Source organism: Kitasatospora sp. NPDC058162 (genome assembly GCF_042884005.1).
Classification (GTDB): Bacteria; Actinomycetota; Actinomycetes; order Streptomycetales; family Streptomycetaceae; genus Kitasatospora.
The window spans coordinates 378,929-405,638 of the sequence record NZ_JBHVUS010000001.1; the positions used below are offsets into that span (position 1 = coordinate 378,929).

The following is a 26,710-nucleotide window of genomic DNA, read 5'->3' on the forward strand; positions in this document are numbered from 1 at the left end:
GAATGATCATCCGGAGCCCGGATCCCGTCCCCGCCACCACGTATGCCGAAGGGCGGACACGCGCTGCGTGTCCGCCCCTTCGACGTGCCGATCACGAGACGGCTACTCGCAGAACGCGTTCCTCGGCAGCCCCGTGCACGGGCGCTCCATGCTCGCCTGCGTCCTGAGCGGCGCCAGGTCGAGGCCGGTGCGCTGCGGGTAGGCGGCGTCCGGGATCGGACACGGGCCGAAGCCCGCCGCGCACACCAGCTCGGCGAAGAGCAGCTGGTCGTCGCCGACGCCCGCGCCCTTGCCGCACGGCGGGCCGTCCACGGTGCCGCTCTGGATCGAGTCCGGGTCGCTGGTGAGGGCGGCGCCGCCGGTCCCGTGGTTCCCGTAGAAGCAGTTGTGCGGCGCCGTCGTCGACTCGTTGGCGACGTCCGCGTTGGTCGGGTTGCCGAAGAAGCCGTTCCGGCTGAACTCGTTGGCCGCCACGACGTTCCCGTAGGAGGTGAACACGCAGACGCCGGGCAGCTGCGTCCCGCCCTGGCAGCTGCTGAGCGGCGGCGGCGTCTCGCTGTCCGGGAAGTCGTGCAGGACGACGCCCCAACTGCCCTGCTGCTGGATGCGGTTGCCGCGGACGGTGTCGCCGTGGCCGCCCGAGATCTCGATGCCCGCACCGACGGCGCCCGCCAGCCCGGAGAGCGGGGCGTTCGCGTTGTTGTTGTCGTGGATGAAGTTGCGCTCGATGAACGTGCACGAGCGCTGCGGGTCGCCGGGGCAGCTGCCGTTCTGGGGCGGGGGCGCGTCGTCGTTGTTGAGCGAGTTGGCCACGATCCCGGTGCGGTTGTGGTCGAACTCGGAGTCCTTGATGGTGTAGCCGCCCGAGTTGGTCCCGGAGAAGCCGATCGCCGAGTTCTGTCCGTGCGCGTCGGTGAGGGTCACGCCGCAGATGTCGCGGCACGCGCCCACGTAGTAGTCGGAGTCGCCCATGTTGGACGCGTAGGTGTGGGCGAGCTCCGCCGGGCCCGTCGCGTTGGACGCGAAGATCCCGTACTGCGCCATCGACGCGTTCGGGTCGGCCGCGCCGTAGCCGGAGGTCGCGGTCAAGTAGGCGCCGTGGTATCCGTGCAGGCCGATCTGCCCGCTGCCGTCGCCGCCGTTCCACCAGATCTCGTTGCCGCCGCTGCCGCTGCCGCCGGACAGGTAGTTGCAGACGGTGAGGTTCTCGATGGAGACGTCGTCGGCTTTGGAGACGACGACGCCGCTGCGGCCGGTGGTGTCCTGCAGCGCGGGGTCGGCCGGGCAGGGCTGGGCCGCGCTGCCGTTGCTGCCGTCGACGACCACCCGGTTGCGGTCGAGCCCGCGCAGGTGGACGCCGGGCGTGGTGATCAGCACGCCGGCCTCGCCGGTGGCCTTCTCGTGGTAGACGCCGGGCCAGACCAGCACCCAGTCACCGCTCCGCGCGGCGTCGACGGCGGCCTGGATGGTCCCGTACTGCTGCGCCGAACTGCTCGGGCAGGCGACGGTGCTGCCGTTGCACACCAGCAGCACCTGCGGACCTCCCCGCTCGTACGCGGCCGCCGCGGGGGCGAGCCCGCCCGCCGCGAGCGCCAGCGTTCCGAGCAGCGCCATCAGGGGTCTGGTGCGGCGGGGAATCAGTCTCTTTCTCACATCAATCCTCCATCGGAGAAGCAAATCTGACGTGGTGTCAGATCTGCTCAGCCTCCGGTCCGCCCCAGGGGCAGTCAATCAGCCACGCAGGGCCGGGAACCCCTGTGGACCATTGCTGCGGGCCTACAGGATGGAGAGCTGGTCGACCAGGTCGTCGAGGCCGAGCGAGCCCAGGGAGAGCGCCTTCATGTGCCAGGTCTTGAGGTCGAACGCCGCGCCCTGTCGGCGGCGGGCGGCTTCGCGGCCCTTGAGCCAGTCGCGCTCGCCGAGCTTGTAGCCGATGGCCTGGCCGGGCCAGCCGAGGTAGCGGACGATCTCGCTGGTGCGCAGGTCGGCGGGGCTGCCGTTGTACGTGGCCATGAACTCGGTGGCCAGCTCCGGGGTCCAGCGCTCGCCGGGGTGGAAGCCCGAGTCGGCGGGGATGGCCAGGCCCAGGTGCATGCCGATGTCGATGATCACCCGCATGGTGCGCAGCATCTGCTCGTCGAGGAAGCCGAGGCGGTGGGCGGGGTCGGTGAGGAAGCCCAGGTCGTCCATGAGGCGTTCGGCGTACAGGGCCCAGCCTTCGATGTTGGCGCTGACCATGCCCAGCGTGGTCTGGTAGCGGCTCAGTTGGTCGGCGAGGGCTACCCACTGGGCGAGTTGCAGGTGGTGGCCGGGGACGCCCTCGTGGTACCAGGTGGTGACGAGCTGCCAGGTCGGGAACGCGTCCCGGCCGAGGGTCGGCAGGTACGTGCGCCCGGGCCGGCTGAAGTCCAGGCTGGGGCCGGAGTAGTACGGGGCCGCGGCGCTTCCGGCCGGGGCGATCCTGGACTCCACCTTCCGCACCGGTCCGGAGATGTCGAAGTGGGTGCCGTCGAGGGCCTCGATCGCCTCGTCCATGATCCCCTGCAACCAGGCGCGGATCCCCTCCTCGCCCTTGACCGTATGGCCGTGCCGCTCCAGGTGGTGCATGGCGTCGAGGACGCCGGCCCCGGGCAGCACGCGGCCGGCCTCGGCCCGCATCTCGGCGGCCGTGCGGTGGAACTCCCCCCACGCCCAGGTGTAGGCCTCGTCCAGGTCGACCTCGGCGCCGGTGTGGTGGCGCACGGCGAGCCGGTACCGGTCCCGTCCGACGGCGTCCGGGGTGTCGGCGGTGGCGGGGGCGTAGCTGTCGCGCAGCCAGTCGCGGAACTCGGCGACGGCGGCGGTGGCCTCGAGGGCGCCCGCGTCCAGTTCGCCGCGCAGCCGCTCCGGGCCGGGGGTGACGAAGTCGGCGAACCAGCCCGCGCCCTGGGTGCCCTCGCCGGTCCAGGCGGTGAGCTGGTCGATGACCACGGCCGCCTGGCGGGGCGCGGCGAGCAGGCCCCGGGCGATCCCCTCGGTGAGCGTCGCCCGGTATCCGTCGAGCGCGCCGGGCAGGTTGCGCAGCCGTCCGGCCACCGCCGCCCAGTCGTCGTCGGTGGCGGTCGGCATGAAGGTGAAGATCTCCCGCACGTGGTGGACGTGCGCGCCGATGTTGCGCAGTTGGCGGAAGTTCTCGCCGGCGTCGTGCAGGGCGAGTTCGGCGGTGAGGCGCTCCCGCAGCAGCCGGGCGCAGGCCCGGTCGGCAGGGTCCTCGGTGGTCGGGGCGGTGTCGAGCGTGCGGAGGGTGCCGCGGGCGATATCGGCCAGGGCCTCGAACCCCTCCGGGGAGAGGTCCGGCTGCCGGTCGTCCCCGGGGTGCAGGCCCAGCCAGGCGGCCTCCAGCGGGTCGTGGGCGGCCACCTGGTCGAGGTGGCGGTCGGCGATGGTGCGTGGGGTGATCGTTTCATCTGCCATGCCACCATCCTGGCGTACCGTCTGCTGGGCCTACCACGGCCGGCGCGAACACGACCGTCCTGAGCCGCACGGCCCGTCAGCCGCCCGGGGCCTTCCCGGGCACGGCCGTGGCCGCGTCGCGTCCGGACGGGGTCGCCGCCGGGAGCCTGGCGCTGCCCAGCACGGCCGGGCCGATGAAGGACGGACTCGCGGGGAAGACCTGGCGCTCGACGTGGTCGACGACGAATCCGGCCGCCCGGATCGAGTCGAGCGTCGGACGGTTGCACTCGCAGCAGACCACCAGCCGGTTCAGCCAGTTCATCCGGTCCTGGTGACGGGCCACCTTCGGGTCCTCCGAGCGCATGTGCTCCAGGAAGAGCAGTCGCCCGCCGGGGCGCAGTACCCGGCCGAGCTGTCGCAGCGCCCGCTGCTGGTCGCTCACCCCGCAGAGCACCAGCGTCGACACGACGACGTCGAAGCTGTCGTCCTCGAACGGAAGGTCCTCGGCCGGCGCCCGCAGGACAGTGGTACGCGGAGCCCGCTCCGCGACGTGCCGCTCCAGCCGGCGGACCATCGCCGGCTCGGGCTCGGTGACCGTCAGCAACTCGACGCCCTCGCCGTAAAAGGCGAGGTTGGCCCCGGTGCCGCCGCCGATTTCGAGCACCCGACCGCCGGCCTCGGCGATCAACCGGCGACGCAGGTCGCTCAGGCCTTGCCGCTCGGCCTTGGCCATCATCCGGTCGTAGGTCACCGCGAACAGTGTGCTTCTGACGCCCATGACTGCCTCGATTCACGGTCCGACGTTCTGCCTCGACGCTAGGCCCGTGCCGTGCCCGGCACATGGGGCGGATGCCTCATCTTCGGCCCCGTCGTCCGCGTCGTCGTTCCCGGAGCCGGCCCCGGTCTCAGAGCAGACCGTTCTGCACCGCGAAGAGACAGGCCGAGGCCCGGGTCGAGGTCCCGATCTTGGCGTAGATGTGCTCGATGTGGTTGCGCGCGGTCTTGGGCGAGATCACCAGCCGTGCGGCGATCTCCTTGCTGGCGCAGCCACGGGCCAGCAGCCGCAGCACGTCGATCTCGCGGGTGGTCAGGCCCGCGGGCCCGGCACCGCGCCGCGGCGTGCGGTGCCCAGCGGCCGCGAGCACCGCGGCGACCGCCTCGCCGTCCAGGCGTCCGGCGGCGACCTCGGCGTGCAGCTGCGCGGTGGCCTCCGTCGCCCGGAGTGCCGCCCGGTGCGGGCGCGGCTCGATCATCGACTGGTACGCGTCCGCGACGCCCAGGATCCGGCTCGGCCAGGAGATCGCGCCGCCCACGAGCCCGCGCGGGTAGCCGGAGCCGTCCAGCCGTTCGCGGTACTGCACGGCGACCGCGCCCAGGGGGGCGAGCGACCGGGACTGCCGGAGCATCCGCTCCGTCAGATAGGGCTGCAGCCGTACCCGTTCCCACTCCCCCGCGCCCAGCGGTCCCGGTTTGTCCCAGATCGCATTGGAGACGCCGAGGCGGCCCAGGCCGTGCGCCAGGCCCGCTCGGCGCAGCGTCGTCACTTCGGCCGGATCCATCCGCAGCCCGAGCGCGGCCGCCTCGGTCAGCGCGGCCACGGCTCGGCCGTGACCCAGCGTGTACGGGGACTTCAGATCCACGAAGTCGGCGACCGCGAGCAGCGCCGCGTCGAACTCCTCCTCGCCGAGCCGCACGCCGAGCGCGGGCTCGGCCCCGATCACCGCCTCCCAGGTACGGGCCGTGTCCAGTCCGCCCACGATCTCCTCGGGCTCCCGGCAGAACTCGACCACGAGTCCAGGATCGAACTGCGTCCCCGCCCGGCGCCTGGCCAGCTCCGTGGCCGCCCCGGTCCCGCCGATCCGGTGCGCCACCTCGACGTACTCGGACAGCTGCGCGAGCCGGGAGGGCAGCGGCACGGCCTCGCCCTTGAGCTCCCCCGGCCAGCCGCGTCCGTCCCACTGCTCGTAGGAGCCAGCCAGCGCCTCCTGCACGGCGTCCGGCAGACCGAGCCGCCGGGCGAGCTCGCGGGCCAGCGCCGAGTGCGAGCTGATCATCCCGTTCAGGTCGCGGAACCCGCCGAGCGTGAACTCCAGGCCGACCCGGAACCGGTGCAGCGGCGGATTGCCCGCTCCGATCAACCGCAGCGTCGCCGCCGCGCCCGCCAGGCTGCGCTGCTCGTAGGCGTACTTGCCGGACTTCAGCGTGATGTCGTCGCCGAACCACTTCGCCTGCTCATGCGCGTCGGAGTGGCAGCCGACGTTGACCAGCAACGCGGTGTAGTAGACGACCATCCGGGTGTCGTCGTCCAGGCCGAGCCGCTCGGCCAGTCGCAACGCGATCAGGCACTGGCGCAGCACGTGCTCCATCGGCTGGCCGAAGCCCAGGTCCACGCCCAGCGAGAGCGCGGCCACCAGCTCCGCCAGACGCACCCCTGCTCCGCTCTCCGCGTGGCTCGTCACCCTCACCACGCTACGCCCCCACACACCGCTCATCTCGATCTGTAAAGGTCTTCCCGTTCGTCGGACGCTGCCCGCTGCTGGCGGGGGGAGCTCACTGACCGTCGACAGATTTGCGAGAAGGGTTGACACTGCGCGCAGGGTATTGGAGGCTCCCATTGGCCGACGCCGGGGCATTTCACCTCGGCGATCTTTTTGCGACTTATTGTTAGCGCTAACAGCCAGCCGTCGAAGCCACTGCCGATCGGGAGGACAGCTTGCGGACCTGAGTGCCGACCCGCCCGGTTCTTCCGCTACTTCCCCCTCTTCGGGCGCCCACGATGCCGAACCGGAGATCCGAGCTGGATTCGCCACCCTGATATGCCGGGAAACCGCACCGGAAATACCGGTGTTCAGCCAGCTATTTCTTCATACGGCGGCCTCACTGCCCGATCGAGTCCTCTCGGAGTCCCCACCCCGCAGTCATGGGGCCATCCCTCGAAACGCGCTTGTCATGTTCACACCTATCTCGGAGTACTACCGAACCGCGAGAAACAGACACCTCCCCCACCACCCCCACCACCCCCACCAGGAGGCGACCACATGCTCCACGCGAACCCGCGCGTCACCCGGCCATCGGCGCGCGCACGGCTGCGGAGGACGCTTGCCTGCGTACTCTCGGCGTTACTCCTGTCCCTGGCGATTCCGCTGCTCTCCCTGGGCGCGGCCCAGCCGGCTGCGGCCACGCCAGCCGCACCGGCCGCGGGCAACGGTTTGGCGATCACGCCGCCGATGGGCTTCAACGACTGGAACGCCTACGGCTGCGACGTCTCCGAGCCGCTGATCAAGAGCACGGCGCTGGCCATGCACAACAACGGCATGCAGAGCGCCGGGTACGCGTACGTCAACATCGACGACTGCTGGATGACCCACTCCCGGGGCTCCGACGGACGTCTGGTCCCCGATCCCAACAAGTTCCCGGACGGGATCAAGGGCACCGCCGACTACGTCCACTCGCTGGGGTTGAAGCTGGGCATCTACGAGGACGCCGGACTGCAGACCTGCGCCGGTTTCCCGGGCAGCCTCGGCCACGAGACCACGGACGCACAGACCTTCGCTGCCTGGGGCGTGGACTACCTGAAGTACGACAACTGCTATGCGGGGCCCGGCTGTTGGCTGAACTCCTGCCCCCAGGGCAACAAGGCGCCCGCCCAGACCCGGTACGCCACGATGCGCGACGCCCTGGCCGCGACCGGTCGGCCCATCCTGTTCAGCCTGTGCAGCTGGGGCGAGGACGCCGTGTGGACCTGGGGCGCCGGGGTCGGCAACAGTTGGCGCACCACCGGCGACATCAACGCCGGCTATGCCAGCATGCTGTCGATCTTCCACAGCAACGTGAACCTGGCCGCCTACGCCGGGCCCGGCCACTGGAACGACCCGGACATGCTCGAGGTCGGCAACGGCCCGCTCACCGACACCGAGAGCCGTTCGGAGTTCAGCCTGTGGGCGGAGATGGCGGCTCCGCTGATCGCCGGCACCAACATCGCCTCGGCCGGCCCGGCCACCCTGGCCACGCTCACCAATGCCCGGGTGATCGCGGTCGACCAGGACCCGCTCGGCAAGCAGGGCACCCTGGTGTCCTCCGCCGGCGGTCTCGACGTGCTGGCCAAGCCGCTGGCCAACGGCGACGTCTCGGTGGCCCTGTTCAACGAGACCGGATCGACCGCGATCATCAGCACCTCCGCCGCCGCGATCGGGAAGACCGGCGCCTCCGGCTACAGCCTCACCGACCTGTGGTCCGGCGCGACGTCGACCACCACCGGCCCCATCAGCGCCTCGGTTCCGGCGCACGGCACCACCATGTTCCGCGTCGCGGGCGGCACCGGCGGCGGAACGGACCAGAGCGGCCCGGTGCGCGCGGTCGGCGCGGACAAGTGCCTGGACGTGCCGAACTCGACCACCACCCCGGGCACCCAGCTGCAGATCTGGGACTGCAACGGCCAACCGAACCAGACCTGGACCCGCACCTCCTCCGGCCGACTGACCGTCTCCTCGGGCGGCACCCGGATGTGCCTGGACGCGTACGACGGCCAGACCGCGCCCGGCACCAAGGTCGAGATCTGGACCTGCAACGACCAGCCGAACCAGCAGTGGACGGTGAACGCCGACGGCACCATCACCAGCGCCCAGTCCGGGCTCTGCCTCGACGTCACCGCCCGGTCCACCGCCAACGGCGCCCTGATCGACCTGTGGACCTGCAACGGCCAGAGCAACCAGAAGTGGGCCGTCTGAGCGGTCACCGGACGCAACTGCCGTACTGTCCCCGAGGTCCCGACCTCGGGAGGCAGTACGGCAGTTGCGTCCGACCTCAGAAGGTGAGGACCGGCTTGACGGCCTTCCCGGCGGTCATGTCGCGGACGGCCCGGTCGATGTCGGCGAACGGGTAGTGGCTGATCAGGCGGTCGAGGGGAAGGCGGCCGTCGCGGACCAGCCGGACCAGGGCGGGGATGACGGTCCGGGTCTCGGCATCGCCGAGGGTCAGGCCGACCACCGTACGGCCGGGGATCATGGCGTTGGCGTCGAGGGACACCTCGGTACCGAAGGGCGGGGCGCCCACGACGGCCAGGGTGCCGCGGGGCGCGAGGGCGTCGACACCCTGGCGAATGACGGCGGTGTTGCCGGTGGTCTCCACGACGCCGTCGGCGCCCTGACCACCAGACAGTTCCAGCACGGCTTCGGTGAGATCAGCCTCGGCCGCGTTCACGGTGTGGGTGGCGCCGAGTTCACCGGCGAGCGCCAGTCGCTCGGGCACCCGGTCGACGGCGATGATCGTGGTCGCGGGGGTGAGGGCCGCCGCCATCACCGAGGAGAGCCCGACCGCACCGGCGCCGAGCACGACCAGGGTGCTGCCCACCTCGGGTCGGAGCACCTTCCACACGGCGCCCACACCGGTCTGCACTCCGCAGCCCAGGGGCGCGATCAGCTCTAGCGGGACGTCGGGGTCGACCTTCACCAGGCTGCGTTCCTCGACCAGGGCGAGGTCGGCGAAGGACGACTGCCCGAAGAAGTGCCCGCCGAGAACGGCGCCGTCGCGGGTGATGGTGCCGCTGCCGTCGCCGCGCCGCCCGCCGATGAGGTTCAGCGGCAACCAGTCGGCGCAGTAGGCGGGGTGGCCGTCGCGGCAGTTGCGGCAGCCGCCGCAGGAGGTGAAGGACAGCACGACGTGGTCGCCCGGCACGATGCCGGTGACCGCTGAGCCGACCGCCTCCACGACGCCCGCCCCCTCGTGGCCGAGGACCCCGGGCAGCGGGAACGGCAGGGCGCCGGCGGCGGCCCCGAGGTCGGTGTGGCAGAGTCCGGCGGCCCGGATCCGCACCAGGGCCTCATGGGGTCGGGGCTCGTCGAGTTCGACGTCGGTGAGGACGAACGGTGCTCCGCCGGACTCGACGACGGCTGCGCGGGTGGTGGGCATGGGCGGGTACTCCTCGGTGCGCGGAATGCGAAGCGGGATGAGATGCGGGACGAGAGGAGGAATGAGAGGAGGAATGAGAGAGCGGAACGCGAAACCGATGGAGCGTCAGTTCATGGCGATGACAACCGACTTGGTCTTGGTGTAGGAGGCCAGCGCCTCGGGCCCGTACTCCCGGCCGAAGCCGGAGTCCTTGACGCCGCCGAAGGGGACGGCGGGGTCGAGCATCGCCCAGTCGTTGATCCACACGATGCCCGCCTGGAGGCGGTCGGCGACGCGGTGTGCGCGGGTGAGATCGGCGGTCTGGACCCCGGAGGCCAGACCGTAGCGGGTGCTGTTGGCGAGTTCCACCGCCTCGTCCTCGGTCTCGAAGGGCTGGACGGTCAGGACCGGGCCGAAGATCTCCTCCTGCACCACCCGGGAGTCGTTGGACAGGTCGGCGATGACGGTGGGCGCGTAGTAGTAACCGCCGTTCAGCTCCAGGCGCTTGCCGCCGCACAGGATCCGACCGCCCTCCCGGCAGGCGAGGTCCACGTACTCCTCGACCTTCCTCAGGTGCCGCTCGCCGGCCATCGGCCCGACCACGGTGTCCGGGTCCCGGGGGTCGCCGACCGGGACGCCGGGGACGGCCTCGGCGAGGATTCCGAGCACCGTCTCGTACCGCGGCCGGGCGACCAGCAGCCGGGGCCCGCCCATGCAGAACTGGCCGGTGTTGAAGACGAACGCCTTGATGACGGCGCCGATCGCCTTGTCCAGGTCGGCGTCCTCGAAGAGGAGATGGGCCGCGTTGCCGCCGAGTTCGAGGGTGACCGGCTTGAGTGCCGCGCCGGCCACGCTCGCGGCGTGCCGGCCGATCGCGGTCGAGCCGGTGAACGCGACCTTGTCGATGCCGGGGTGCCTGAGCAGCGCCTCACCAGCCACCGGGCCGGCGCCGGTGACCACGTTGACGACGCCGTCGGGCAGGCCGGCCCGCTGGAACAGGCCCGCCATGAACAGGGCGCTCAGCGGCGTCTCGTCGGCCGGCTTGTGGACGACCGTGTTGCCGGCCGCGAGCGCCGGGCCGATCTTCGAACTGGACAGGATCAGCGGGAAGTTGAACGGGGTGATGGCCGCCACGACGCCGAGCGGGCCGCGCCGGGTGTAGGCGAAGGCGTTGAGCGGGGTGTCACGGACGGCTCCGTCCAGGGTCTGGGCGAGGGCCGCGCAGTACTCGTACTGGTCGGCGGCGGTCTCCACGTCCACGGGCCGGCAGAGCGAGACGGGCTTGCCGACGTCCAGGCTCTCCAGGGCCGTGAGCTCGTCGGCGTTCTCCCGGATCAGCTGGGCGATCCGGTGCAGCACCCGGCCACGCTCGCGCCCACTCATCGCGGCCCACCGGCCCCGCTCGAAGGCCTCCCTGGCGGCACGCACCGCCGCGTCGACGTCGGTCGCGTCGGCCTCGGCGACAGTGGTGGCAACCCGTCCGGTGGACGGGTCGATCACCTCGGTCCGCGCGCCGCTGGACGACTCTCGCCACTGCCCGCCGATGAACAGGCGGCCGGGCTCGATCTCGGGGGTGCTCATGGCGAGTTGGATCCTCTCGGTGATCGGCTGATCGGCTGATCGGCAAAGACGGTCGGCGGCCCCGTGATCGTCAGGAGCCGCCGCCGGGCGGGGCGGGTGCCGGGTGGGGCGGGGTGTCGGGCGGGGAAGTGCGGGCAGGTACGGGGAGGTGCGGGAGCCTCAGCGGGTGACGAGCCGCCCGGGCCGGTAGCTGACGAAGGCCGTGGTTCCCGCGGGCCGGTCGGCGTTCAGCGCCGCGGCGCCCGTGTCGCCCCAGTGCCCGGTGTCGATCCGGCGCACCAGGGCGTGCAGACCGGCGAGGATCTCGTCGGAGGTGAAGCTGCAGTGACCCTGACGGGCCACGTAGGCCTGGCGCAGCAGCGCGCCGTCACCGGCGGCGCGGACCCGCGCCGCGAAGGCGTTCTCCTGCTCGACCGGGATCAGTTGGTCGGCGGTGGTGTGCAGGTCGAGCAGCGGCACGTCCAGGCCCTGGCCCGCGGTGGAGCTCCGCTCCATCCGGCGGGTCGCGGCCGGGTCGGCCTGGTGGGCGGGGACGGCACGGAGGGTGGCGAGGTCTTCGTCGAGGTCGAGACCGGCGGCCCGGTAGAGCGCGCGAACCTCGGCGTGGTGGGGTGAACTCGCCAGCAGGTACTTCCAGTTCAGTCCGACGGTGGAGCCGCTGTCGCCGCCGGCGGCCTGCTCGATCGAGTAGCGGCCGGTGATGATGAAGTCGAGCTGCCCGGCCGCCAGCCAGTCGTACTGCTGCGCCTCCTGGCCGGCCGGGTCGTCGGCGGCGGGCGGGTTCTTCCCCGGGGCCCAGGCCGGCAGGTTGAGGTAGGCGGCCGCGAGGGCGATGCGGGCGCGGCCTTGCGGGGTGGTCTGGGCTGCCTTGACGGCCTCCGTCAGGGTGGTGGCGGTGGCAGCGGCCGCGGCCTGGCTGGGGTAGTCCGTGAGGCTGAGCCGGTCACCAGGCGCGAGCAGGGTGGCGAGCACGGTCTCGGCGGCGAGCTGATAATTGTTCAGATCGACACCGCCGGCGACCAGTCCGCACAGTCCGAGCGCGCCGGCCACCCGTCCGTCTGCGTCGCGGGCGATCTGGGCGTTGACCAGGCCGCCCATGGAGAGGCCGACGGAGATCGTACGGGCGGGGCGGCCGACGGCGGCGGTGAAGGCGTCGATGGTCTGGAACTGGTCGCGTTCCGCGCTGTCGAGGGCCCACCAGGAGCCGTACGGGTCGTAGGAGGAGCCGACCAGCGCGTAGCCCTCGGCGAGCAGTGCGGTGGCGGCGGCCGAGCTGGGGGCGTCGCCGGCCTGGGTGGGTCCGAAGCCGTGGCTGAACAGCAGCAGGGTGCCGTTCCAGTCGGCCGGGATGTCGGCGACCCAGGTGGCGCCGTCGGCGAGCGTGCCGGTGCGGTGGGCGGTCGTGGTGTCGGCGTGGGCCACGGCCACGGGGGCGGCGGCGAGGGCGAGGGCGGTGCAGGCGAGGGCGGTGCAGCCGGCGGCGAGTCGGCGCGTGAGGCGGGTGCCCATGGTGAGGTGGTCCTTCCCGGGGAGGTGGGTTCGGAAGGAGCGGGGGGGAATCGACTCAGCGGAAGCGCGGCGCGGGGCTGAGGACTCGATGAATGTAGGGCGATTTTTTGGCGACGGTCAAGACGATGCCCGAGATTCGCCGCTGCCGGCACCATGGGCCACCCCCCGGGAGGGCCGTCAGCGCGCCGGGATCGCGTCCAGGACCCGCTGGGCTTCCCCCCGCGCGGCGGCGGCGCAGCGCTGGGCCAGGGTGTGGAACAGCTCCTCGGCGCGGATCGCCGGCCAGTCGGCGGGCAGGTGCTCCGCGGGCAGGTGCGGGTCGCGGCGGACCAGCTCGAGCCAGTCGGTGTGCAACAGCAGTTGCCCGCCCAGCGGGTCGGGGCCTCCGGCGTCGGGCTCGCTCCAGCGGTCCAGGAAGGCGCGGTACTCGGCGGCGATCGCCGTGGTGTCGAAGGCCGACTCCACCACCTGCGCCACCTCCGTCGGCTCGAGGACCGTGCCGCGGAAGACCCGGAGGTGGGCGGTGAGGGAGAGGTCGTCCAGCAGCGCGGTGACGTCCACGACGCCCGGCGCGATCCACAGGCCGCTCTGCAGCGGACCGAACCCGCCCCAGGTCAGCCGGGAGCGCAGGTCGTGACGCTCGCGCCGCCAGGCCTCGGGCAGGGAGAAGCCGACCAGCGTCCACTGGCCGTCCCAGTCGCGGTTGACCGCGCCGGTGCGCCAGATCCGGTCGTGCCCGTCCTGCAGCACGGCGACGGCGCGGGGGGTCAGCGCGAAGTACATCTTCCGGCCCTGGCGGTGCCGCTCCAGCAGGCCGCGGTTGACCATGCGGGTGAGGGTCGAACGGACGGCCTCCTCGGTGACGCCGATCCTCGCGAACACCTCGATCACGCAGCCGGAGGACAGGGCGATGCCCCGGCCGAGCACATGGATGCCGAAGAAGCTGAGCATCAGTGACTGGGGACGCGGGGCGAGATCGGGACTGGTCACGGGCACAGCGTAGGGCGCCCGTGCCGCCGGCGTGCGGATGGGTTCGAATATTCGGCAGTTCCATTGACGGCCGACAGAAAGCTGCCTAGGTTGAGCGCACCGACAACCCCAGCCAAGGAGCAGTCCCATGGATCTGAGCGGCAAGGTCGCCGTCGTCACCGGCAGTGGCCGCGGCCTCGGGCTCGCCTATGCCAAGGCCCTCGCCGCCGCGGGCGCGGCCGTCGTGGTCAACGACGTCGACGCGGACGCGGCGGCCGGTGCGGTCAAGGAGATCGAGACGGCCGGTGGCCGTGCCGTCGCCGAGGTCGCCGCCGTCGGCACCGCCGAGGCCGCGCAGGCCCTGGTCGCCCGCGCCGTCGAGGCCTTCGGGCGGCTGGACGTCATGGTCACCAACGCGGGCGTGCTGCGCGACCGGGTGCTGTGGAAGATGACCGATGAGGACTTCGACACCGTCGTCCAGGTCCACCTGCGCGGCACCTTCACCTGCGTCCGGGCAGCAGTCGAGCGGATGCGCGAGCAGGGCGAGGGCGGGCGGATCATCGTCGCCGGCTCCCCCGCCGGTCAGCGCGGCAACTTCGGCCAGACCAACTACGCCGCCGCCAAGGCGGGCATCGCCGCGATGGTCCGCACCTGGGCGATGGAGCTGGCCAGGGCCGGCATCACCGCCAACGCCGTCATCCCCGTCGCGGCCACGGCGATGACCAGGACCATCCCCGCCTTCGCCCCGCACGTCGACGCCCTGGAGCAGCACGGCACCCCACTGCCGGACGGCCTGCGCAAGGGCGAGGGCTTCGGCACCGCCGAGGACGTCGCCCCGCTGATCACCTTCCTCGCCTCCGACGCCTCTGACGGGATCACCGGGCAGTGCATCGGCATCGGCGGCGACAAGCTGGCGCTCTGGTCGCACCCGCAGGAGGTCTCCGTCGCCTACGCCGACGGCGGCTGGAGCGCGGAGGCCATCGCCGCCGCCTGGCCGGTCTCCGTCGGGCGCGTGCCGGAGACCTACGGCATCCCGGCACCCCGGATCTGACGGGAGTGCGCCCGATGAACGATGTACCAGGGATCCGCCCGATGAACGACGAACCGGGGATCCGCCCCATGAACGATGAAGCGGGGTCCGCCCGATGAACATCGACGACCTCGTCGCCATCGACATGCACACCCACGCCGAGGTGTCCTCGCGCGGCCGGGGTTCGCTCTCCGAGGAGCTGGACAGCGCCGCCGGGGCGTACTTCAAGGCGGAGCACCGCCGCCCGACCCTCCCGGAGATCGCCGCGTACTACCGCGAGCGGAGGATGGCCTGCGTGGTCTTCACCGTGGACGCCGAGGCGGCCACCGGCACCCCGGCCGTCCCCAACGAGGAGGTCGCGGAGGCGGCCCGGGAGAACCCCGATGTGATCATCCCCTTCGCGAGTGTCGACCCGTACAAGGGGAAGATGGCCGTACGGCGGATCCGCACACTGGTCGAGGAGTTCGGGGTCAGGGGCTTCAAGTTCCACCCCAACGTCCAGGCCTTCCGCCCCGACGACCGGATGGCCTACCCGCTGTACGAGGCCATCGAGGAGGCCGGCGCGATCGCCGTCTTCCACACCGGCCAGACCGGGATCGGCGCCGGCGCACCCGGCGGTGGCGGCATCCGGCTCAAGTACTCCAACCCGATGCTGGTCGACGACGTCGCCGCCGACTTCCCCGGGATGCCGATCATCCTCGCCCACCCCTCCTTCCCCTGGCAGGACGAGGCGCTGGCGGTGGCCACCCACAAGCCGCAGGTGTACATCGACCTGTCCGGCTGGTCCCCGAAGTACTTCCCGCCGCAGCTGGTCCGGTACGCCAACAGCCTGCTCAAGGACAAGGTGCTGTTCGGCTCCGACTACCCGCTGATCAGCCCGGACCGCTGGCTCGCCGACTTCGCCGAGCTCCCGATCAAGGACGAGGTCCGGCCGAAGATCCTCAAGGAGAACGCCGCCAGGCTGCTCGGCCTCGACAAGCAGCAGTGACGCCAGGCAAGGGAGTCCCGCGTTGCAGAACCAAGGCATCGGGTCCTGGCCCGCCCGCCGGGCCCGCAAGACCCCGCACCGCACCGCCCTGCTCCACGAGGAGCACGCCACCGACTACGCCGGGCTGTACGACCGGAGCACCCGCCTCGCCCACCTGCTGCGCGCACGCGGCGTGCGGCCCGGCGACCGGGTGGCCTTCCTCGGGCCGAACCACCCCGCGTTCCTGGAGGCCCTGTTCGCCACCGGCCAGCTCGGCGCGGTCTTCGTCCCGCTCAACACCCGCCTCGCCGCCCCCGAGCTGCGCCACCAGCTGCAGGACTCGGGCAGCAGGCTGCTGCTGACGATCAGTCAGGTCGATGCCGCCGAACTCGCCGGGGACGTCGCGCTGTTGGAGGCCGAGGGCGAGTCCTACGAAGCGCTCCTGGCCGGCGCCCCGTCCGAGCCGCTGGACGTGCCGGTCGGTCCGGACGACCTGTGCATGATCATGTACACCTCGGGGACCACCGGCCGCCCCAAGGGCGCGATGCTCACCCACGGCAACATCCTCTGGAACAGCCTCAACGTCCTGGTCGACGTGGACCTCTCCACCGACGAGGTCACCCTGGTCAGCGCGCCGCTGTTCCACACCGCCGCCCTCAACATGACCTGCCTGCCCACCCTGCTCAAGGGCGGCACGGCCGTGCTGGAGTCCGCGTTCGACCCGGCCCGCACCCTGGAGCTGATCGAACGCCACCGGATCACCTGCCTGTTCGGCGTCCCCGCGATGTACGACGCGGTGGCCGCCCAGCCCGGCTGGGCCACGGCGGACCTCAGCAGCCTGCGCAACCTGCTCTGCGGGGGCGCACCCGTCCCGGCCCGGACCATCCGGCACTACCTCCAGCGGGGCCTGGCCTTCGTCCAGGGCTACGGCATGACCGAGGCCTCCCCCGGCGTCCTGCTGCTCGACCGGCAGGACGCGCTGGCCCACGCCGGGACGGCGGGCGTACCGCACTTCTTCACGGACGTACGGCTGGTGGACCCGGCCGGCGATCCGGTCGGGGTGGACGAGCCGGGCGAGGTGCTGGTCGCCGGGCCGCACGTCACACCCGGCTACTGGGGCCGCCCCGAGGAGAACGCCACCGCCTTCGACGGCCGCTGGTTCCGCACCGGCGACATCGCCGCGGTGGACGCCGAGAACTACGTCCGGCTGGTCGACCGGCTGAAGGACATGTTCATCTCCGGCGGCGAGAACGTCTACCCGGCCGAGGTCGAGAACGCCCTGCTGGAACACCCGGACGTCGCCGACTGTGCCGTCTTCGGCGTGCCCGACGAGAAGTGGGGCGAGGTCGGCCGCGCCGTCGTCGTCCTGCGGCCCAGCTCCTCGGCGAGCGCCGAGGAGCTCACCGCCCACCTGGACGGGCGGCTCGCCCGCTACAAGATCCCCAAGTCGGTGCGCTTCGCCGACGCCCTCCCGCGCAGCGGCGCGGGCAAGTTGCTCAAGGGCCCGATCCGGGCCGCCCACACGGAGCACTGACACCCCCTGGACCCGTACCGAGAGGCTCCCCCATGTCCCGTACCGTCAACGGCATCGCCGAACTGCTCGAACTCGGCGGCACCGACCTCGGCCACAGCGAGTGGCTGGAGATCGCCCAGGAGCGGGTGAACACCTTCGCCAACGCCACCGACGACCACCAGTGGATCCACGTCGACGCCGAGCGGGCGAAGGACGGCCCCTTCGGCGGCACCATCGCCCACGGCTACCTGAGCCTCTCGCTGCTCATCCCGCTGTGGAGCGAACTGCTGGAGGTCCAGGGCATCGGCATGGCCGTCAACTACGGCCTCAACAAGGTCCGCTTCCCCTCCCCCGTCCGGGTCGGCGCCAAGATCCGCGCCCACGGCGCGATCGTCTCGGTGACCGAGGTCAAGGGCGGCGCGGAGGTGACCGTCGACCTGACCGTCGAGATCGACGGACTGCCCAAGCCCGCCGTCGTCGCCCAGGCCGTCTACCGCTTCTACGCGTGACCGCGGCATGACCGACCAGGCCCCCCGCTCGGCCGCCGACCGGCTGCTCGCCGTGCTGGCGGCCTTCGGGCATGCCGGCCCGGCACTGTCGCTGACCGAGATCGGGCGGCGGGCCGGCCTCACCCTCCCGACCACCCACCGTCTCGTCGGGCTCCTGTCCGACTGGGGTGCGCTCGAACGCGACCCGGACGGGCTGTACCACATCGGCCTGCGGCTGTGGGAGCTCGGCTCCCTCGCCCCGCGCGGCCTCGCCCTGCGCGAGGCCGCGATGCCGTTCCTGGAGGACCTCTACGAGGCCACCCACGAGAACGTGCAACTCGCGGTGCGGGACGGCCTGGAGGTCGTCTACATCGAACGGATCTCGGGCCGCTCGGCCGTGGGCGTGCGGACCGCGGTCGGCGCGCGGTGGCCGCTGCACGCGACCGGCGTCGGCCTGGTGCTGCTCGCCCACAGCACCCCGGAGGTCCAGGACCAGTACCTGGCCCGGGAGTTGGCCGCGTTCACGCCGTACACGGTGACCGATCCGGTACGGCTTCGGCGGCTGCTCGCCGAAGTGCGGCGGGCGGGCGTCATTGTGAGTGACCGTCAGATCACCGCCGACGCCGTGTCGGTGGCCGCACCGGTGCGCGGTGGGCGGGGGAAGGTGGTGGCCTCCGTGTCCGTCGTGGTGCCGGCCGAGGGGGCCGCGCCCAGCCCCCTGACTCCCAGCGCCCTCGCGCCCGCCGTCCGGGTCGCCGGGCTGGGCATCTCCCGGGCCCTCGGCCGGACTTCCACCTGATGGAAGTCCCGTTGTGAGCGGCACCGCGCCCCTGCGAACCTCGTCGCACCCACCCCCTTCCCTCCGCGACGGGAGCGCCCCATGGCCACCGCATTCGCCCGCAACCAGTGGTACGTCGCCGCCTACGGCAGCGAGATCGGCCGCGAGCTGCTCGGCCGGACGATCCTCGGCGAACCGATCGTCCTCTACCGCACCGAGGAGGACGGGCGGGTCGTCGCCCTCGCCGACCGGTGCGTGCACCGCCGCTTCCCGCTCTCGGCGAGCCGCCTGGACGGCGACCGAATCGTCTGCGGCTACCACGGCTTCACCTACGACACCGCCGGAGCCTGCGTGTCCGTCCCCGGCCAGCGACGCATCCCCCGCACCGCCCGGGTCGCCGCCTACCCGGCGGTCGAGCTCGACTCGTTCGTCTGGGTCTGGATCGGCGATCCGGCCCTGGCCGACGAGAAGACGATCCCCCGCGCCCCGCACCTGGCGGACCCGGACATGGTCACCGTCCGCGGCATGGAACCGATCGACGGCGACTACGGGCTGCTGGTCGACAACCTGATGGACCTCTCCCACGAGACCTACCTGCACAGCGGCTACATCGGCACCCCGGAGGTCGCCGAGACCCCCATCACCACCGAGGTCGACGAGGGCGCCGGCGTCGTCCGGGTCTCCCGCCACATGACGGACGCCGAGTGCCCGCCCTTCTACGCCCGCTCGACGGGCATCGAGGGCCGGATCACCCGCCGGCAGGACATCGAGTACTTCGCTCCCTGCCTCTACCTGCTGCACAGCCGGATCATGCCGGTCGGGCAGGACGAACCGGCGTTCCGCACCGAGATCACCTACGCCATCACCCCTTCCGCCCCCGGCAAGGTCTACGACTTCTGGGCCGTCTCCCGCGACTTCGCGACGGACGACGACGAAGTCACCGCGTTCCTACGGGACTTCAACCACCAGGTGGTGATGCAGGACGTCGACGCCCTGAACCTGTTGCAGCGCGCGCTCGACCGCGAGCCGGCCGGCTACCAGGAACTCAGCATCGGCATCGACACCGGCGGCCTCGCCGCCCGCCGCATCCTCGCCGCGCTGGCCGGACACCCGAGCGAGGCACCGATTGGCTGAGAACCTCCACACCGTCGTCGTCACCGACCGCCGCCAGGAGGCCGACGGCGTGATCTCGCTGGCCTTCCGCGGCAGCGGCCTTCCCCCCTGGGAGCCGGGCGCCCACCTCGACCTCCTCCTCACCGACGGGCTGGAGCGGCAGTACTCGCTCTGCGGGGACCCGGCCGAGCCGGACGTCTGGCGGATCGCCGTGCTGCGGGAGCCCGAGGGGCGCGGAGGATCGGCCTTCGTGCACGAGCGGCTGCGGGTCGGCGACACCCTACGGGTGCGGGGGCCGCGCAACCACTTCCCGCTGCGGCCCGCCCGCCGGTACCTCTTCATCGCCGGGGGGATCGGCATCACCCCCGTCCTGCCGATGCTGCGGGCGGCGGACGCGGCCGGCGCCGACTGGTCCCTGCTCTACGGCGGACGCACCCGCGGCTCCATGGCCTTCCGCGATGAACTGGCCCGCTACGGCGGGCGGGTGGCCGTCCGGCCGCAGGACGAGACCGGCCTGCTGGACCTGGCCTCCTACCTCGGTGCCCCGGAACCGGACACCGCCGTCTACTGCTGCGGCCCCGGCCCGCTCCTCGACGCCGTCGAGCAGTACTGCGCGGCGACCGGCTGGCCGGAGCCCCACCTGGAACGCTTCCGCCCGCGTACCCCGGCCGCTGCCTCCCCCGACACCCCGTTCGAACTCGTCCTGGCCCGCTCCGGCCTGACCCTGACCGTCCCGGAGCACACCTCCGTCCTGGAAACGGTCCGCGCAGCCGGCGTCGAGGCCCTGTACTCCTGCTCCGAGGGGACCTGCGGGACCTGCGAGACGGACGTCCTGGAGGGCGTCCCCGAGCACCGCGACTCACTTCTCACGGCGGAGGAGCGCACCGCCGGGGACACCATGCTGATCTGCGTCTCCCGTTGCCGCGGCGACCGCCTGGTCCTGGACCTCTAGCCCGACGAGCTGGTCCCGGGCGGCGGACAGGCCCCGTGGGGCAACTCAGGGGCAGGGCGCCTGGGTACGGTCCTTGCCCGGCATCGGGGCCGGCTTCGCACTGCGTTCGCGGTCACCCGTCCAGTAGGAGGCGGCCGCGGACGGATCCTCCGTCACCTGGTGGCTCACCACCGCCTCAGGGGTGTTCGGGCAGTGGTCCGTCGCGGCGGGGGTGGTCTTCTGCCCGCAGGCCGCGGCGAGCAGGAGCGCGCCCGCGACGGCTGTCAGGGCGGCCGCCTTCCGCAGGGGTTCGGCTGACACAGTGCTGTCCTCGATCCGTGGGTCGTGGATCCGTGGATCCGGCCGGGCCTGGCGCTGCTCAGGGGGAGACGTTGGCCTGGATCCCGTTGAAGAGGGAGGCGACCGCGCTGGTGAACGGCGGGCCAGCTGGTCGCAACGAGGTCAGGTGGCGCTGGGGAGGTGGCGTGCCACTGTGAGCCTGGCCAGCGTACGGAGGTTGGCGAAGTAGGAGGCGCAGTACTCCGAGTCGATCAAGGGTACGACTTTGTCGAGGCCGGCGATGCACCACCAGAGACCGGCGATGCCGTTCTCGTCAAGCCCGCCGTTCAGTTCTGTGCGGACGAGGCCGGCGGTGTCGGCGTCCAGGAGGATCAGCTCCACACCCGCGATGTCGATGCCGCGGAAGCCGTCGGGGTACGGGGCACGCTCGTGGTCGTCCCAGAGTTGGGCAAGTCGGTCCTCGGGCTGCGGTGTGCTTGTCGGGAGGAGTAGGGAGACGGCGTCGAAGACGGTGCGCACCAGGTCGATGGCACGGAGCGGGAGGATGACGGCACTGGATCGGGTGCCCCGGGCGAGGCCGTCGCGGACTTGTCGGCTGCGGTCGAGCTCAGCGGCGAGTTCGGGTGCGATGAGGCCTGCGGTGGTGGCACGCGTGATGAGGTCCTGGAGCGACGCATGGGTGGCGAGACGCTCAGTGAGGAGGTGCTCCAGGGCGAAGAGGGAGTGCGAGACGGCGACGGTGGCGAACTCGTACCGGTAGTAGGAGTGCCGGATGAGCTCGCGGGAGGTCTCCAGGGCGCTCATGACGTACATCGAGGCGTTGGCGGGCACCACCAGGTCTGCCACCAGGGCTTCCATGCCCGCGTAGTCGGGGACGAGGTAGTGGTTACGCGGGTCCGGCGCCGGCTGCGGGAGGGGGGTCACCGGGGCAGTCTTGTTGCTCGACGGCCGTTGGCGCCAACGGATTTCGATGGCGCTTTGCGAACGGCTGGACGCACGCCGCTAACGGAACTGCGCGAGAAGTCGGCCGGGCCGACTTCTCGCGCAGGGGTGTTCAGACGGTGGGGAGTTCGCCGGCCTTGAGGGAGGCGACGAACGCAGACCAAGCGGCACCGCCGGGTCAGTCCCGGGGCAGTCCTCGGCCGATCGGGGCGCCGACGTAGTTGTGCGCCAGCTCCGCGGCCGCGTGCGGGGAGGCGGCGAGGCGGGCCAGTTGGGAGAGTTGCAGGCGGGTGTCGAAGGTGGACTGGTCCGGGTCGACGTGCAGGGTGGTGGTCATGAAGTACGAGAAGTGCTCGGCGCGCCAGACGCGTTCGAGGCCGGTGTCGGAGTAGGCGTCGAGCAGGGCGGTGGAGCCGGTCCGGTGCAGCTCCGTGAACGCCTCGCCGAGGACGAGGACGTCGGCGACGGCGAGGTTGAGGCCCTTGGCGCCGGTCGGGGGGACGATGTGGGCCGCGTCACCGGCCAGGAACACCCGTTCGTGGCGCATCGGTTCGGTGACGTGGCTGCGCATGGGCAGCACCGCCTTGGTGGTGATCGGGCCGCGGGCCAGCTTCCAGCCCGGTGCCCGGCCGATGGCCAGCCGGGCGTCGAGCTCGTCCCAGATCCGCGCGTCGGACCAGTCGACCGGGTCGGTGCCGTTGGGCACCTGGAGGTAGAGGCGGCTGACCGAGGGCGAGCGCATGGAGGCGAGGGCGAAGCCGCGCTCGGAGTGGGCGTAGATCAACTCCTCGTAGACCGGGGGCGCCTCGGCGAGGACGCCCAGCCAGGAGTACGGATAGGTGCGCTCGTAGGTCCGCAGGACGGCTGCCGGGATGGCGTTCCTGGTCACACCGTGGAAGCCGTCGCAGCCGACGACGTAGTCGCAGGTGAGGGTCGACTCGCGGCTCTCGCGGGTGTACCGGACGGTCGGGCGGGCGCCGTCGGCCTGCGCCACGGAGTGGACCTGCGCGCCGAAGAGCAGCGGGCCGCCCTCGGTGAGCTGAAGGGCGATCAGGTCCTTGACCACCTCGGTCTGGGCGTACAGCATGACGCTCCGCCCGCCGGTCGGGCCGGGGAAGCCGATGCGGTGGGCGCGGCCGCCGAAGCGCAGTTCGATGCCGTCGTGGACCAGGCCCTCGCGGTCCATCCGCTCCCCCGCGCCGACGGCGCGCAGCGCGTCGACGGTGGTCTGCTCCAGGATCCCGGCGCGCTGGCGGTGTTCGACGTAGGAGCGGTCCCGGGCCTCCAGGACGACGCTGTCGATGCCGGCCCGGTGGAGCAGCCGGGCGAGCAGCAGGCCCGCGGGCCCGGCGCCGATGATGCCGATGGTGGTGTGCATCAGTGGTCGTCCTCCTGTTCGTTCGAACTGTCCTGCCGCAGCACGCGGTTCGCGATGGCGAAGGCCGCGTTGGCGGCCGGGACGCCGCAGTAGACGGCGGTCTGGAGCAGGACTTCGCCGATCTCCTCGGGGCTGAGGCCGTTGCGCACCGCGGCCTTGACGTGCATCGCGAGTTCCTCCTGGTGGCCGCCCGCGACCAGGGCGGTGAGGGTGACGCAGCTGCGGGTGCGGCGGTCCAGGCCGGGGCGGGTCCAGATCTCGCCCCAGGCGTAGCGGGTGATGAAGTCCTGGAACGGCGCAGTGAATTCGGTGGTGCCGGCGACGGCCCGGTCGACGTGGGCGTCGCCCAGAACGGCCCGGCGTACGGTCATGCCCGCGGCGCGCCGGTGGTCGTCGTCGAGCCCGGGGGCGAGGTGGCTCCGCAGGGCGTCGAGTACGGCCTGCGGCCGTTCGACCGGCGCGAGGTGGGCGGCCCCCGGGAGCTCGACCAGCCCGGATCCGGGGATGCCGTCGGCGAGTCGGCGGGCGTGCGGGGGCGGGGTCGCGGTGTCGTCGCGGCCGGCGATGACGAGGGTCGGCGCCGTGATCCGGTGCAGCTCGGCGCCCAGGTCGAAGGCGGCCAGTGCGTCGCAGCAGGCCGCGTAGCAGGCCGGGTCGGCGGCGCGCTGGTCGGCGACCAGGGCGTCGGCCAGGGCGGCGGCCGCCGGGGTCCGGGCGAAGCCGGGGGTGAACCAGCGGGCCGGTGCGGTCTCCGCCAGCGGTTCCGTGCCCGCCCTCCGGACGAGCGCGGCACGCTCGCGCCAGGCTTCGGGTTCGCCGAAGCGGGCGGAGGAGCAGACCAGGGCGAGCGAGGAGATCCGCTCGGGGTGGTGGACGGCGAGGTGGGCGCCGACGGCGCCGCCGAGGGAGATGCCCGCATAGGCGAAGCGGGTCAGCTCGAGCCGGTCGGCGACGGCCAGCACGAGGTCGGCGAGGTCGGCGACGGTGGCGCCCTCGGAGAGCAGGCCCGCCGGTGAGCGACCGTGGCCGGGCAGGTCCCAGCGGACCACCCGATGGTGCCGGGCGAGGGCGGCCGCCGGCTCGTCCCAGACGGCGAGCGAGGTGCCGAGCGAGGGGCCGAGGATCAACGCCGGGGCGTCCCTTGGCCCTTCGGCCGGTCCCTCGGTGGTGAAGTGGAGCGTCATGGGAGGGTCCTCCGTGGTGGGACCGATGCCGGAGTGCGCCGTAGGGCACGGTCGACCAGTGCGGCAGCCGATCCCGAGTACCGGGCCGGATCGGTGAGTTCGCGCAGTCGCCGGGTGTCGATCCGGTCCTTCAGAGCGGGCTCGTCCGCCAGGACGTCCTGGAGGTCGAGGTCCTCGGCGACGGCCCGGCGGGCGGCTGCGGTGAGCAGTTCCCCGGCCGCTCGGCGGCCGAGCAGTTCGCCGAGCTCGGCGGCGAGGCGCTCGCTGACCACCAGGCCCCGGGTGAGGTCCAGGTTGTCGCGCATCCGGTAGGCGAACACCTGGAGGCCCTCGGCGAGTTCGGCCGCGGCGCGGGCGGCTCCGCCGGCCAGGCGGAGCAGTTCGCGCAGGCTCTGCCATTCGGCGTGCCAGGCGCCGGCGGGCCGCTCGTCCTCGGCGGCGAGCGAGCCGAGCAGGACGGCGGCGAGGGCGGGTGCCTGGCGGGCGGCGGCGGCGATCAGGGTGGCGCGGACCGGATTCGCCTTGTGGGGCATCGCCGAGGAGCCGCCTCCGCCGCCCTCCGCGACCTCGCCGGTCTCGGTGCGGGAGAGCACGAGGACGTCGGCGGCCGCCTTGCCGAGGGCCGCGGTGGTGAAGGCGAGCGCGGCGGCCAGATCGGCGATCGGGGTGCGCAGGGTGTGCCAGGGCAGGACGGGTGCGGCCAGGCCCACTTCCCGGGCGTAGGCCTCGATCAGCTCGGGGCCGCTGCCGGGTGCCTGCGCCAGTGCCTCGAAGGCGGCCAAGGTGCCTGCGGCGCCGCCGAGTTGGGCGGGCAGGCGGAGGGCGGACAGCCGGTCGGCGGCGTCGAGGGCGAGGCTGCGCCAGCCGGCCGCCTTGAGGCCGAAGGTGGTCGGGACGGCGTGCTGGGTCAGCGTACGGCCGGGCATCGGGGTGCCGCGGTGCTCGGCCGCGAGGCGTGCGCAGGCCTCGGCGGTGCGGTGCAGGTCGGCGAGGGTCGGCACCAGGCTGCGAGTGGCGACCAGCATGGCGGCGGTGTCCAGGATGTCCTGGCTGGTGGCGCCGCGGTGCACGAACGGTGCGGCGTCGCCGGGCACGGCGGCGGTCAGGTCGGCGACCAGCGGGATGACCGGGTTGCCGCCCGCCCGGGCGCGCAGCGCGAGGTCGCGTACGTCGAAGTGCTCGGCGCGGGCGGCCGCGTCCACGGCGGTGGCCGCCGAGGCCGGGGCGTGCCCGAGGCGGGCCTGCGCCCGGGTGAGGGCGGCCTCGGCATCGAGCATCGCCTGGAGGAAGGCGACATCGCCGGTGGCCGCTTCGACGGCCGATCCCGCGCGGAGCGGGGAGAGCAGGCCGACATCGGCGGCCGCCGTCTGATCAGTGGAAGTCAAGGAAGACCGTCTCCTCGGGCCCCTGCAGCCGCAGGTCGAAGCGGTAGCTGCCCCGGGTCTCCTCGACCGCGAGCAGGGTGGCCCGGCGGCGCGGCTCCAGCGAGCCGAGCAGCGGGTCGAGCAGCGGCTTGACCGGGTCGGCCCGGTCGGCCGTGCGGTCCTCGGCGGGCAGGTAGATCCGGGTGAACAGGTGGTGGAGCAGGCCTCGGGCGAAGACGCAGACCGACAGGTACGGCACGCCGCCCGGGGCGAGGGTGCGCAGGACGTACCGGCCGTCGGCGTCGGTGGCGACCCGGCCGAAGCCGGTGAAGGTGACGCCGTCGCGGCCCGCGTGTCCGCCGGTGACCTGGTCCCGGCGCAGCGAGCCGGGCGCGCCGGTGCGCGAGCCGTCCGGGCCGGGCTGCCAGATCTCCAGCAGGGCGTCGGGGACCGGTTCGCCGCCCCCGTCCAGGACGCGGCCGTGGACGACGATGGTGTCGCGGTGGCCGGCGGGCGCGATCTCGCCCCCGCCGGGGAAGGGCAGGGCGTAGCCGTAGAACGGTCCGACGGTCTGCGAAGGGGTGGGGAGCATCAGCGGCCTTCCTCGATCCAGGTGGCGGCCGGGCCGTCGAGGACGATGTCCCAGCGGTAGCCGAGCGACCACTCGGGAGTGGACAGGTCGTGGTCGTAGGTGGCGACCAGGCGGGCGCGGGCGGCGTCGTCGGTGACGGACTGGAGGATCGGGTCGTAGGCGAAGAGCGGGTCGCCGGGGAAGTACATCTGGGTGACGAGGCGCTGGGTGAAGGCAGTGCCGAACAGCGAGAAGTGGATGTGGGCGGGCCGCCAGGCGTTGGTGTGGTTGCGCCAGGGGTAGGCGCCGGGCTTGACGGTGGTGAAGCGGTACCGGCCCTGGTCGTCCGTCAGGCAGCGGCCCGCGCCGGTGAAGTTGGGGTCCAGCGGCGCGGGGTGCTGGTCGCGCTGGTGGGCGTACCGGCCCGCGGCGTTGGCCTGCCAGATCTCCACCAGTTGCCCGCACACCGGGCGCCCGGTCCGGTCGAGCACCCGGCCGGTGACGGTGATCCGTTCGCCGAGCGGCTCGCCGGTGTGCCGGCGGGTCAGGTCGCCGTCGAGTTCGGTGACGTCGGTGACGCCGAAGGCGGGGCCGGAGAGCTCGACGGCCTCCGGGTCCCGGACGGCGACCAGCGGCTGCCGCGGGTGGCGGAGCAGGCTGCTGCGGTAAGGGGCGTAGCCCCGGTCGGGGTGGTGCCGGACGGAGCCGGCCCGGGCGTACGCCTCGTGTTCCCGGGCGATCTCCTCGGAGATGTCCTGCTGGGTCGGCGGCATG

General features: G+C 72.6%; 23 protein-coding genes. 8 read left to right on the forward strand and 15 right to left on the reverse strand.

Features of this window, described 5'->3' with window-relative positions:
• Positions 1-102: 102 nt before the first annotated feature.
• The 4 genes from ACFVXG_RS01555 to ACFVXG_RS01570 form a co-directional block, all read right to left on the reverse strand.
• Positions 103-1,653: a hypothetical protein gene (locus ACFVXG_RS01555; RefSeq protein WP_387923205.1), complete on the reverse strand. Its 1,551-nt coding sequence runs from the start codon at positions 1,651-1,653 to the stop codon at positions 103-105.
• A gap of 123 nt (positions 1,654-1,776) precedes the next feature.
• Positions 1,777-3,453, reverse strand: coding sequence for a DUF885 domain-containing protein (locus ACFVXG_RS01560; protein ID WP_387923207.1), 1,677 nt, complete (start codon positions 3,451-3,453; stop codon positions 1,777-1,779).
• 76 nt (positions 3,454-3,529) lie between these two features.
• Positions 3,530-4,183 carry a class I SAM-dependent methyltransferase gene (locus ACFVXG_RS01565; RefSeq protein WP_387923209.1) on the reverse strand — a complete coding sequence of 218 codons (654 nt, stop codon included), beginning with the start codon at positions 4,181-4,183 and terminating at the stop codon, positions 3,530-3,532.
• 154 nt (positions 4,184-4,337) lie between these two features.
• Positions 4,338-5,891, reverse strand: a complete 1,554-nt coding sequence (locus ACFVXG_RS01570) for an HD domain-containing phosphohydrolase (RefSeq protein ID WP_387923211.1) — start codon at positions 5,889-5,891, stop codon at positions 4,338-4,340.
• Between the two features lie 579 nt (positions 5,892-6,470).
• Here ACFVXG_RS01570 and ACFVXG_RS01575 point away from each other — a divergent pair.
• On the forward strand, positions 6,471-8,159 hold the full coding sequence (locus ACFVXG_RS01575) for a glycoside hydrolase family 27 protein (RefSeq protein WP_387923213.1): 1,689 nt from the start codon (positions 6,471-6,473) through the stop codon (positions 8,157-8,159).
• Positions 8,160-8,235: 76 nt separating this feature from the next.
• Here the strand turns inward: ACFVXG_RS01575 and ACFVXG_RS01580 are convergent, their stop codons facing one another.
• The 4 genes from ACFVXG_RS01580 to ACFVXG_RS01595 all read right to left on the reverse strand — a co-directional run bounded on the left by ACFVXG_RS01580 (position 8,236) and on the right by ACFVXG_RS01595 (position 13,404).
• Positions 8,236-9,339, reverse strand: coding sequence for an NAD(P)-dependent alcohol dehydrogenase (locus ACFVXG_RS01580; protein ID WP_387923215.1), 1,104 nt, complete (start codon positions 9,337-9,339; stop codon positions 8,236-8,238).
• 105 nt (positions 9,340-9,444) lie between these two features.
• Positions 9,445-10,899, reverse strand: a complete 1,455-nt coding sequence (locus tag ACFVXG_RS01585) for an aldehyde dehydrogenase family protein (RefSeq protein ID WP_387923217.1) — start codon at positions 10,897-10,899, stop codon at positions 9,445-9,447.
• 159 nt (positions 10,900-11,058) lie between these two features.
• Complete coding sequence (locus tag ACFVXG_RS01590) at positions 11,059-12,408, reverse strand: alpha/beta hydrolase (protein WP_387923219.1); 1,350 nt, start codon at positions 12,406-12,408, stop codon at positions 11,059-11,061.
• 177 nt (positions 12,409-12,585) lie between these two features.
• Positions 12,586-13,404, reverse strand: a complete 819-nt coding sequence (locus ACFVXG_RS01595) for a PaaX family transcriptional regulator C-terminal domain-containing protein (protein ID WP_387923221.1) — start codon at positions 13,402-13,404, stop codon at positions 12,586-12,588.
• 121 nt (positions 13,405-13,525) lie between these two features.
• Between ACFVXG_RS01595 and ACFVXG_RS01600 the strand changes: the two genes are divergently transcribed.
• The 7 genes from ACFVXG_RS01600 (at position 13,526) to ACFVXG_RS01630 (ending at position 20,218) form a co-directional block, all read left to right on the forward strand.
• Positions 13,526-14,428 (forward strand): SDR family oxidoreductase, encoded by a 903-nt coding sequence (locus ACFVXG_RS01600; protein WP_387923223.1) that lies wholly within the window; start codon positions 13,526-13,528, stop codon positions 14,426-14,428.
• Positions 14,429-14,522: 94 nt separating this feature from the next.
• Positions 14,523-15,395, forward strand: coding sequence for an amidohydrolase family protein (locus tag ACFVXG_RS01605; RefSeq protein WP_387923225.1), 873 nt, complete (start codon positions 14,523-14,525; stop codon positions 15,393-15,395).
• A gap of 22 nt (positions 15,396-15,417) precedes the next feature.
• Complete coding sequence (locus ACFVXG_RS01610; RefSeq protein ID WP_387923227.1) at positions 15,418-16,908, forward strand: long-chain fatty acid--CoA ligase; 1,491 nt, start codon at positions 15,418-15,420, stop codon at positions 16,906-16,908.
• Positions 16,909-16,940: 32 nt separating this feature from the next.
• Positions 16,941-17,396, forward strand: a complete 456-nt coding sequence (locus ACFVXG_RS01615) for a MaoC family dehydratase (protein WP_387923229.1) — start codon at positions 16,941-16,943, stop codon at positions 17,394-17,396.
• A gap of 7 nt (positions 17,397-17,403) precedes the next feature.
• Positions 17,404-18,174 (forward strand): IclR family transcriptional regulator, encoded by a 771-nt coding sequence (locus ACFVXG_RS01620; RefSeq protein ID WP_387923230.1) that lies wholly within the window; start codon positions 17,404-17,406, stop codon positions 18,172-18,174.
• 81 nt (positions 18,175-18,255) lie between these two features.
• The gene (locus ACFVXG_RS01625) at positions 18,256-19,287 is read left to right on the forward strand and encodes a Rieske 2Fe-2S domain-containing protein (RefSeq protein ID WP_387923232.1); all 1,032 of its coding nucleotides are present in this window, start codon (positions 18,256-18,258) and stop codon (positions 19,285-19,287) included.
• Positions 19,280-20,218, forward strand: coding sequence for a PDR/VanB family oxidoreductase (locus tag ACFVXG_RS01630; RefSeq protein ID WP_387923234.1), 939 nt, complete (start codon positions 19,280-19,282; stop codon positions 20,216-20,218). The genes ACFVXG_RS01625 and ACFVXG_RS01630 overlap by 8 nt, the downstream gene beginning before the upstream one ends.
• 45 nt (positions 20,219-20,263) lie before the next feature.
• Here ACFVXG_RS01630 and ACFVXG_RS01635 read toward each other — a convergent pair whose 3' ends face one another.
• The 7 genes from ACFVXG_RS01635 to pcaH form a co-directional block, all read right to left on the reverse strand.
• Positions 20,264-20,518 (reverse strand): hypothetical protein, encoded by a 255-nt coding sequence (locus ACFVXG_RS01635; RefSeq protein WP_387923236.1) that lies wholly within the window; start codon positions 20,516-20,518, stop codon positions 20,264-20,266.
• 141 nt (positions 20,519-20,659) lie between these two features.
• Positions 20,660-21,421 carry a hypothetical protein gene (locus ACFVXG_RS01640; protein ID WP_387923238.1) on the reverse strand — a complete coding sequence of 254 codons (762 nt, stop codon included), beginning with the start codon at positions 21,419-21,421 and terminating at the stop codon, positions 20,660-20,662.
• A gap of 196 nt (positions 21,422-21,617) precedes the next feature.
• A complete protein-coding gene (locus ACFVXG_RS01645) occupies positions 21,618-22,817 on the reverse strand; it encodes a 4-hydroxybenzoate 3-monooxygenase (protein WP_387923240.1) in 1,200 nt (399 codons plus the stop codon).
• Entirely contained in the window at positions 22,817-24,001 is a 1,185-nt protein-coding gene (pcaD, locus tag ACFVXG_RS01650; protein ID WP_387923242.1) for a 3-oxoadipate enol-lactonase, read from the reverse strand. The genes ACFVXG_RS01645 and pcaD overlap by 1 nt, the downstream gene beginning before the upstream one ends.
• Complete coding sequence (gene pcaB / locus ACFVXG_RS01655; RefSeq protein ID WP_387923243.1) at positions 23,998-25,386, reverse strand: 3-carboxy-cis,cis-muconate cycloisomerase; 1,389 nt, start codon at positions 25,384-25,386, stop codon at positions 23,998-24,000. The genes pcaD and pcaB overlap by 4 nt, the downstream gene beginning before the upstream one ends.
• Positions 25,373-25,957 (reverse strand): protocatechuate 3,4-dioxygenase subunit alpha, encoded by a 585-nt coding sequence (gene pcaG / locus ACFVXG_RS01660; RefSeq protein ID WP_387923245.1) that lies wholly within the window; start codon positions 25,955-25,957, stop codon positions 25,373-25,375. The genes pcaB and pcaG overlap by 14 nt, the downstream gene beginning before the upstream one ends.
• Positions 25,957-26,709: a protocatechuate 3,4-dioxygenase subunit beta gene (pcaH, locus tag ACFVXG_RS01665; RefSeq protein WP_387923247.1), complete on the reverse strand. Its 753-nt coding sequence runs from the start codon at positions 26,707-26,709 to the stop codon at positions 25,957-25,959. Before pcaH ends, pcaG begins: the two co-directional genes overlap by 1 nt.
• Position 26,710 lies beyond the last annotated feature (1 nt).

Excerpts from the sequence above, each read along its gene's own strand:
- ACFVXG_RS01560 (WP_387923207.1), bottom strand. The coding sequence starts at position 3,453 with ATGGCAGATGAAACGATCACCCCACGCACCATCGCCGACCGCCACCTC.
- ACFVXG_RS01575 (WP_387923213.1), top strand. The coding sequence starts at position 6,471 with ATGCTCCACGCGAACCCGCGCGTCACCCGGCCATCGGCGCGCGCACGG.
- ACFVXG_RS01580 (WP_387923215.1), bottom strand. The coding sequence starts at position 9,339 with ATGCCCACCACCCGCGCAGCCGTCGTCGAGTCCGGCGGAGCACCGTTC.
- ACFVXG_RS01585 (WP_387923217.1), bottom strand. The coding sequence starts at position 10,899 with ATGAGCACCCCCGAGATCGAGCCCGGCCGCCTGTTCATCGGCGGGCAG.
- ACFVXG_RS01590 (WP_387923219.1), bottom strand. The coding sequence starts at position 12,408 with ATGGGCACCCGCCTCACGCGCCGACTCGCCGCCGGCTGCACCGCCCTC.
- ACFVXG_RS01600 (WP_387923223.1), top strand. The coding sequence starts at position 13,526 with ATGGATCTGAGCGGCAAGGTCGCCGTCGTCACCGGCAGTGGCCGCGGC.
- ACFVXG_RS01605 (WP_387923225.1), top strand. The coding sequence starts at position 14,523 with ATGAACATCGACGACCTCGTCGCCATCGACATGCACACCCACGCCGAG.
- ACFVXG_RS01615 (WP_387923229.1), top strand. The coding sequence starts at position 16,941 with ATGTCCCGTACCGTCAACGGCATCGCCGAACTGCTCGAACTCGGCGGC.
- ACFVXG_RS01620 (WP_387923230.1), top strand. The coding sequence starts at position 17,404 with ATGACCGACCAGGCCCCCCGCTCGGCCGCCGACCGGCTGCTCGCCGTG.
- ACFVXG_RS01625 (WP_387923232.1), top strand. The coding sequence starts at position 18,256 with ATGGCCACCGCATTCGCCCGCAACCAGTGGTACGTCGCCGCCTACGGC.
- ACFVXG_RS01645 (WP_387923240.1), bottom strand. The coding sequence starts at position 22,817 with ATGCACACCACCATCGGCATCATCGGCGCCGGGCCCGCGGGCCTGCTG.
- pcaD (WP_387923242.1), bottom strand. The coding sequence starts at position 24,001 with ATGACGCTCCACTTCACCACCGAGGGACCGGCCGAAGGGCCAAGGGAC.
- pcaG (WP_387923245.1), bottom strand. The coding sequence starts at position 25,957 with ATGCTCCCCACCCCTTCGCAGACCGTCGGACCGTTCTACGGCTACGCC.
- pcaH (WP_387923247.1), bottom strand. The coding sequence starts at position 26,709 with ATGCCGCCGACCCAGCAGGACATCTCCGAGGAGATCGCCCGGGAACAC.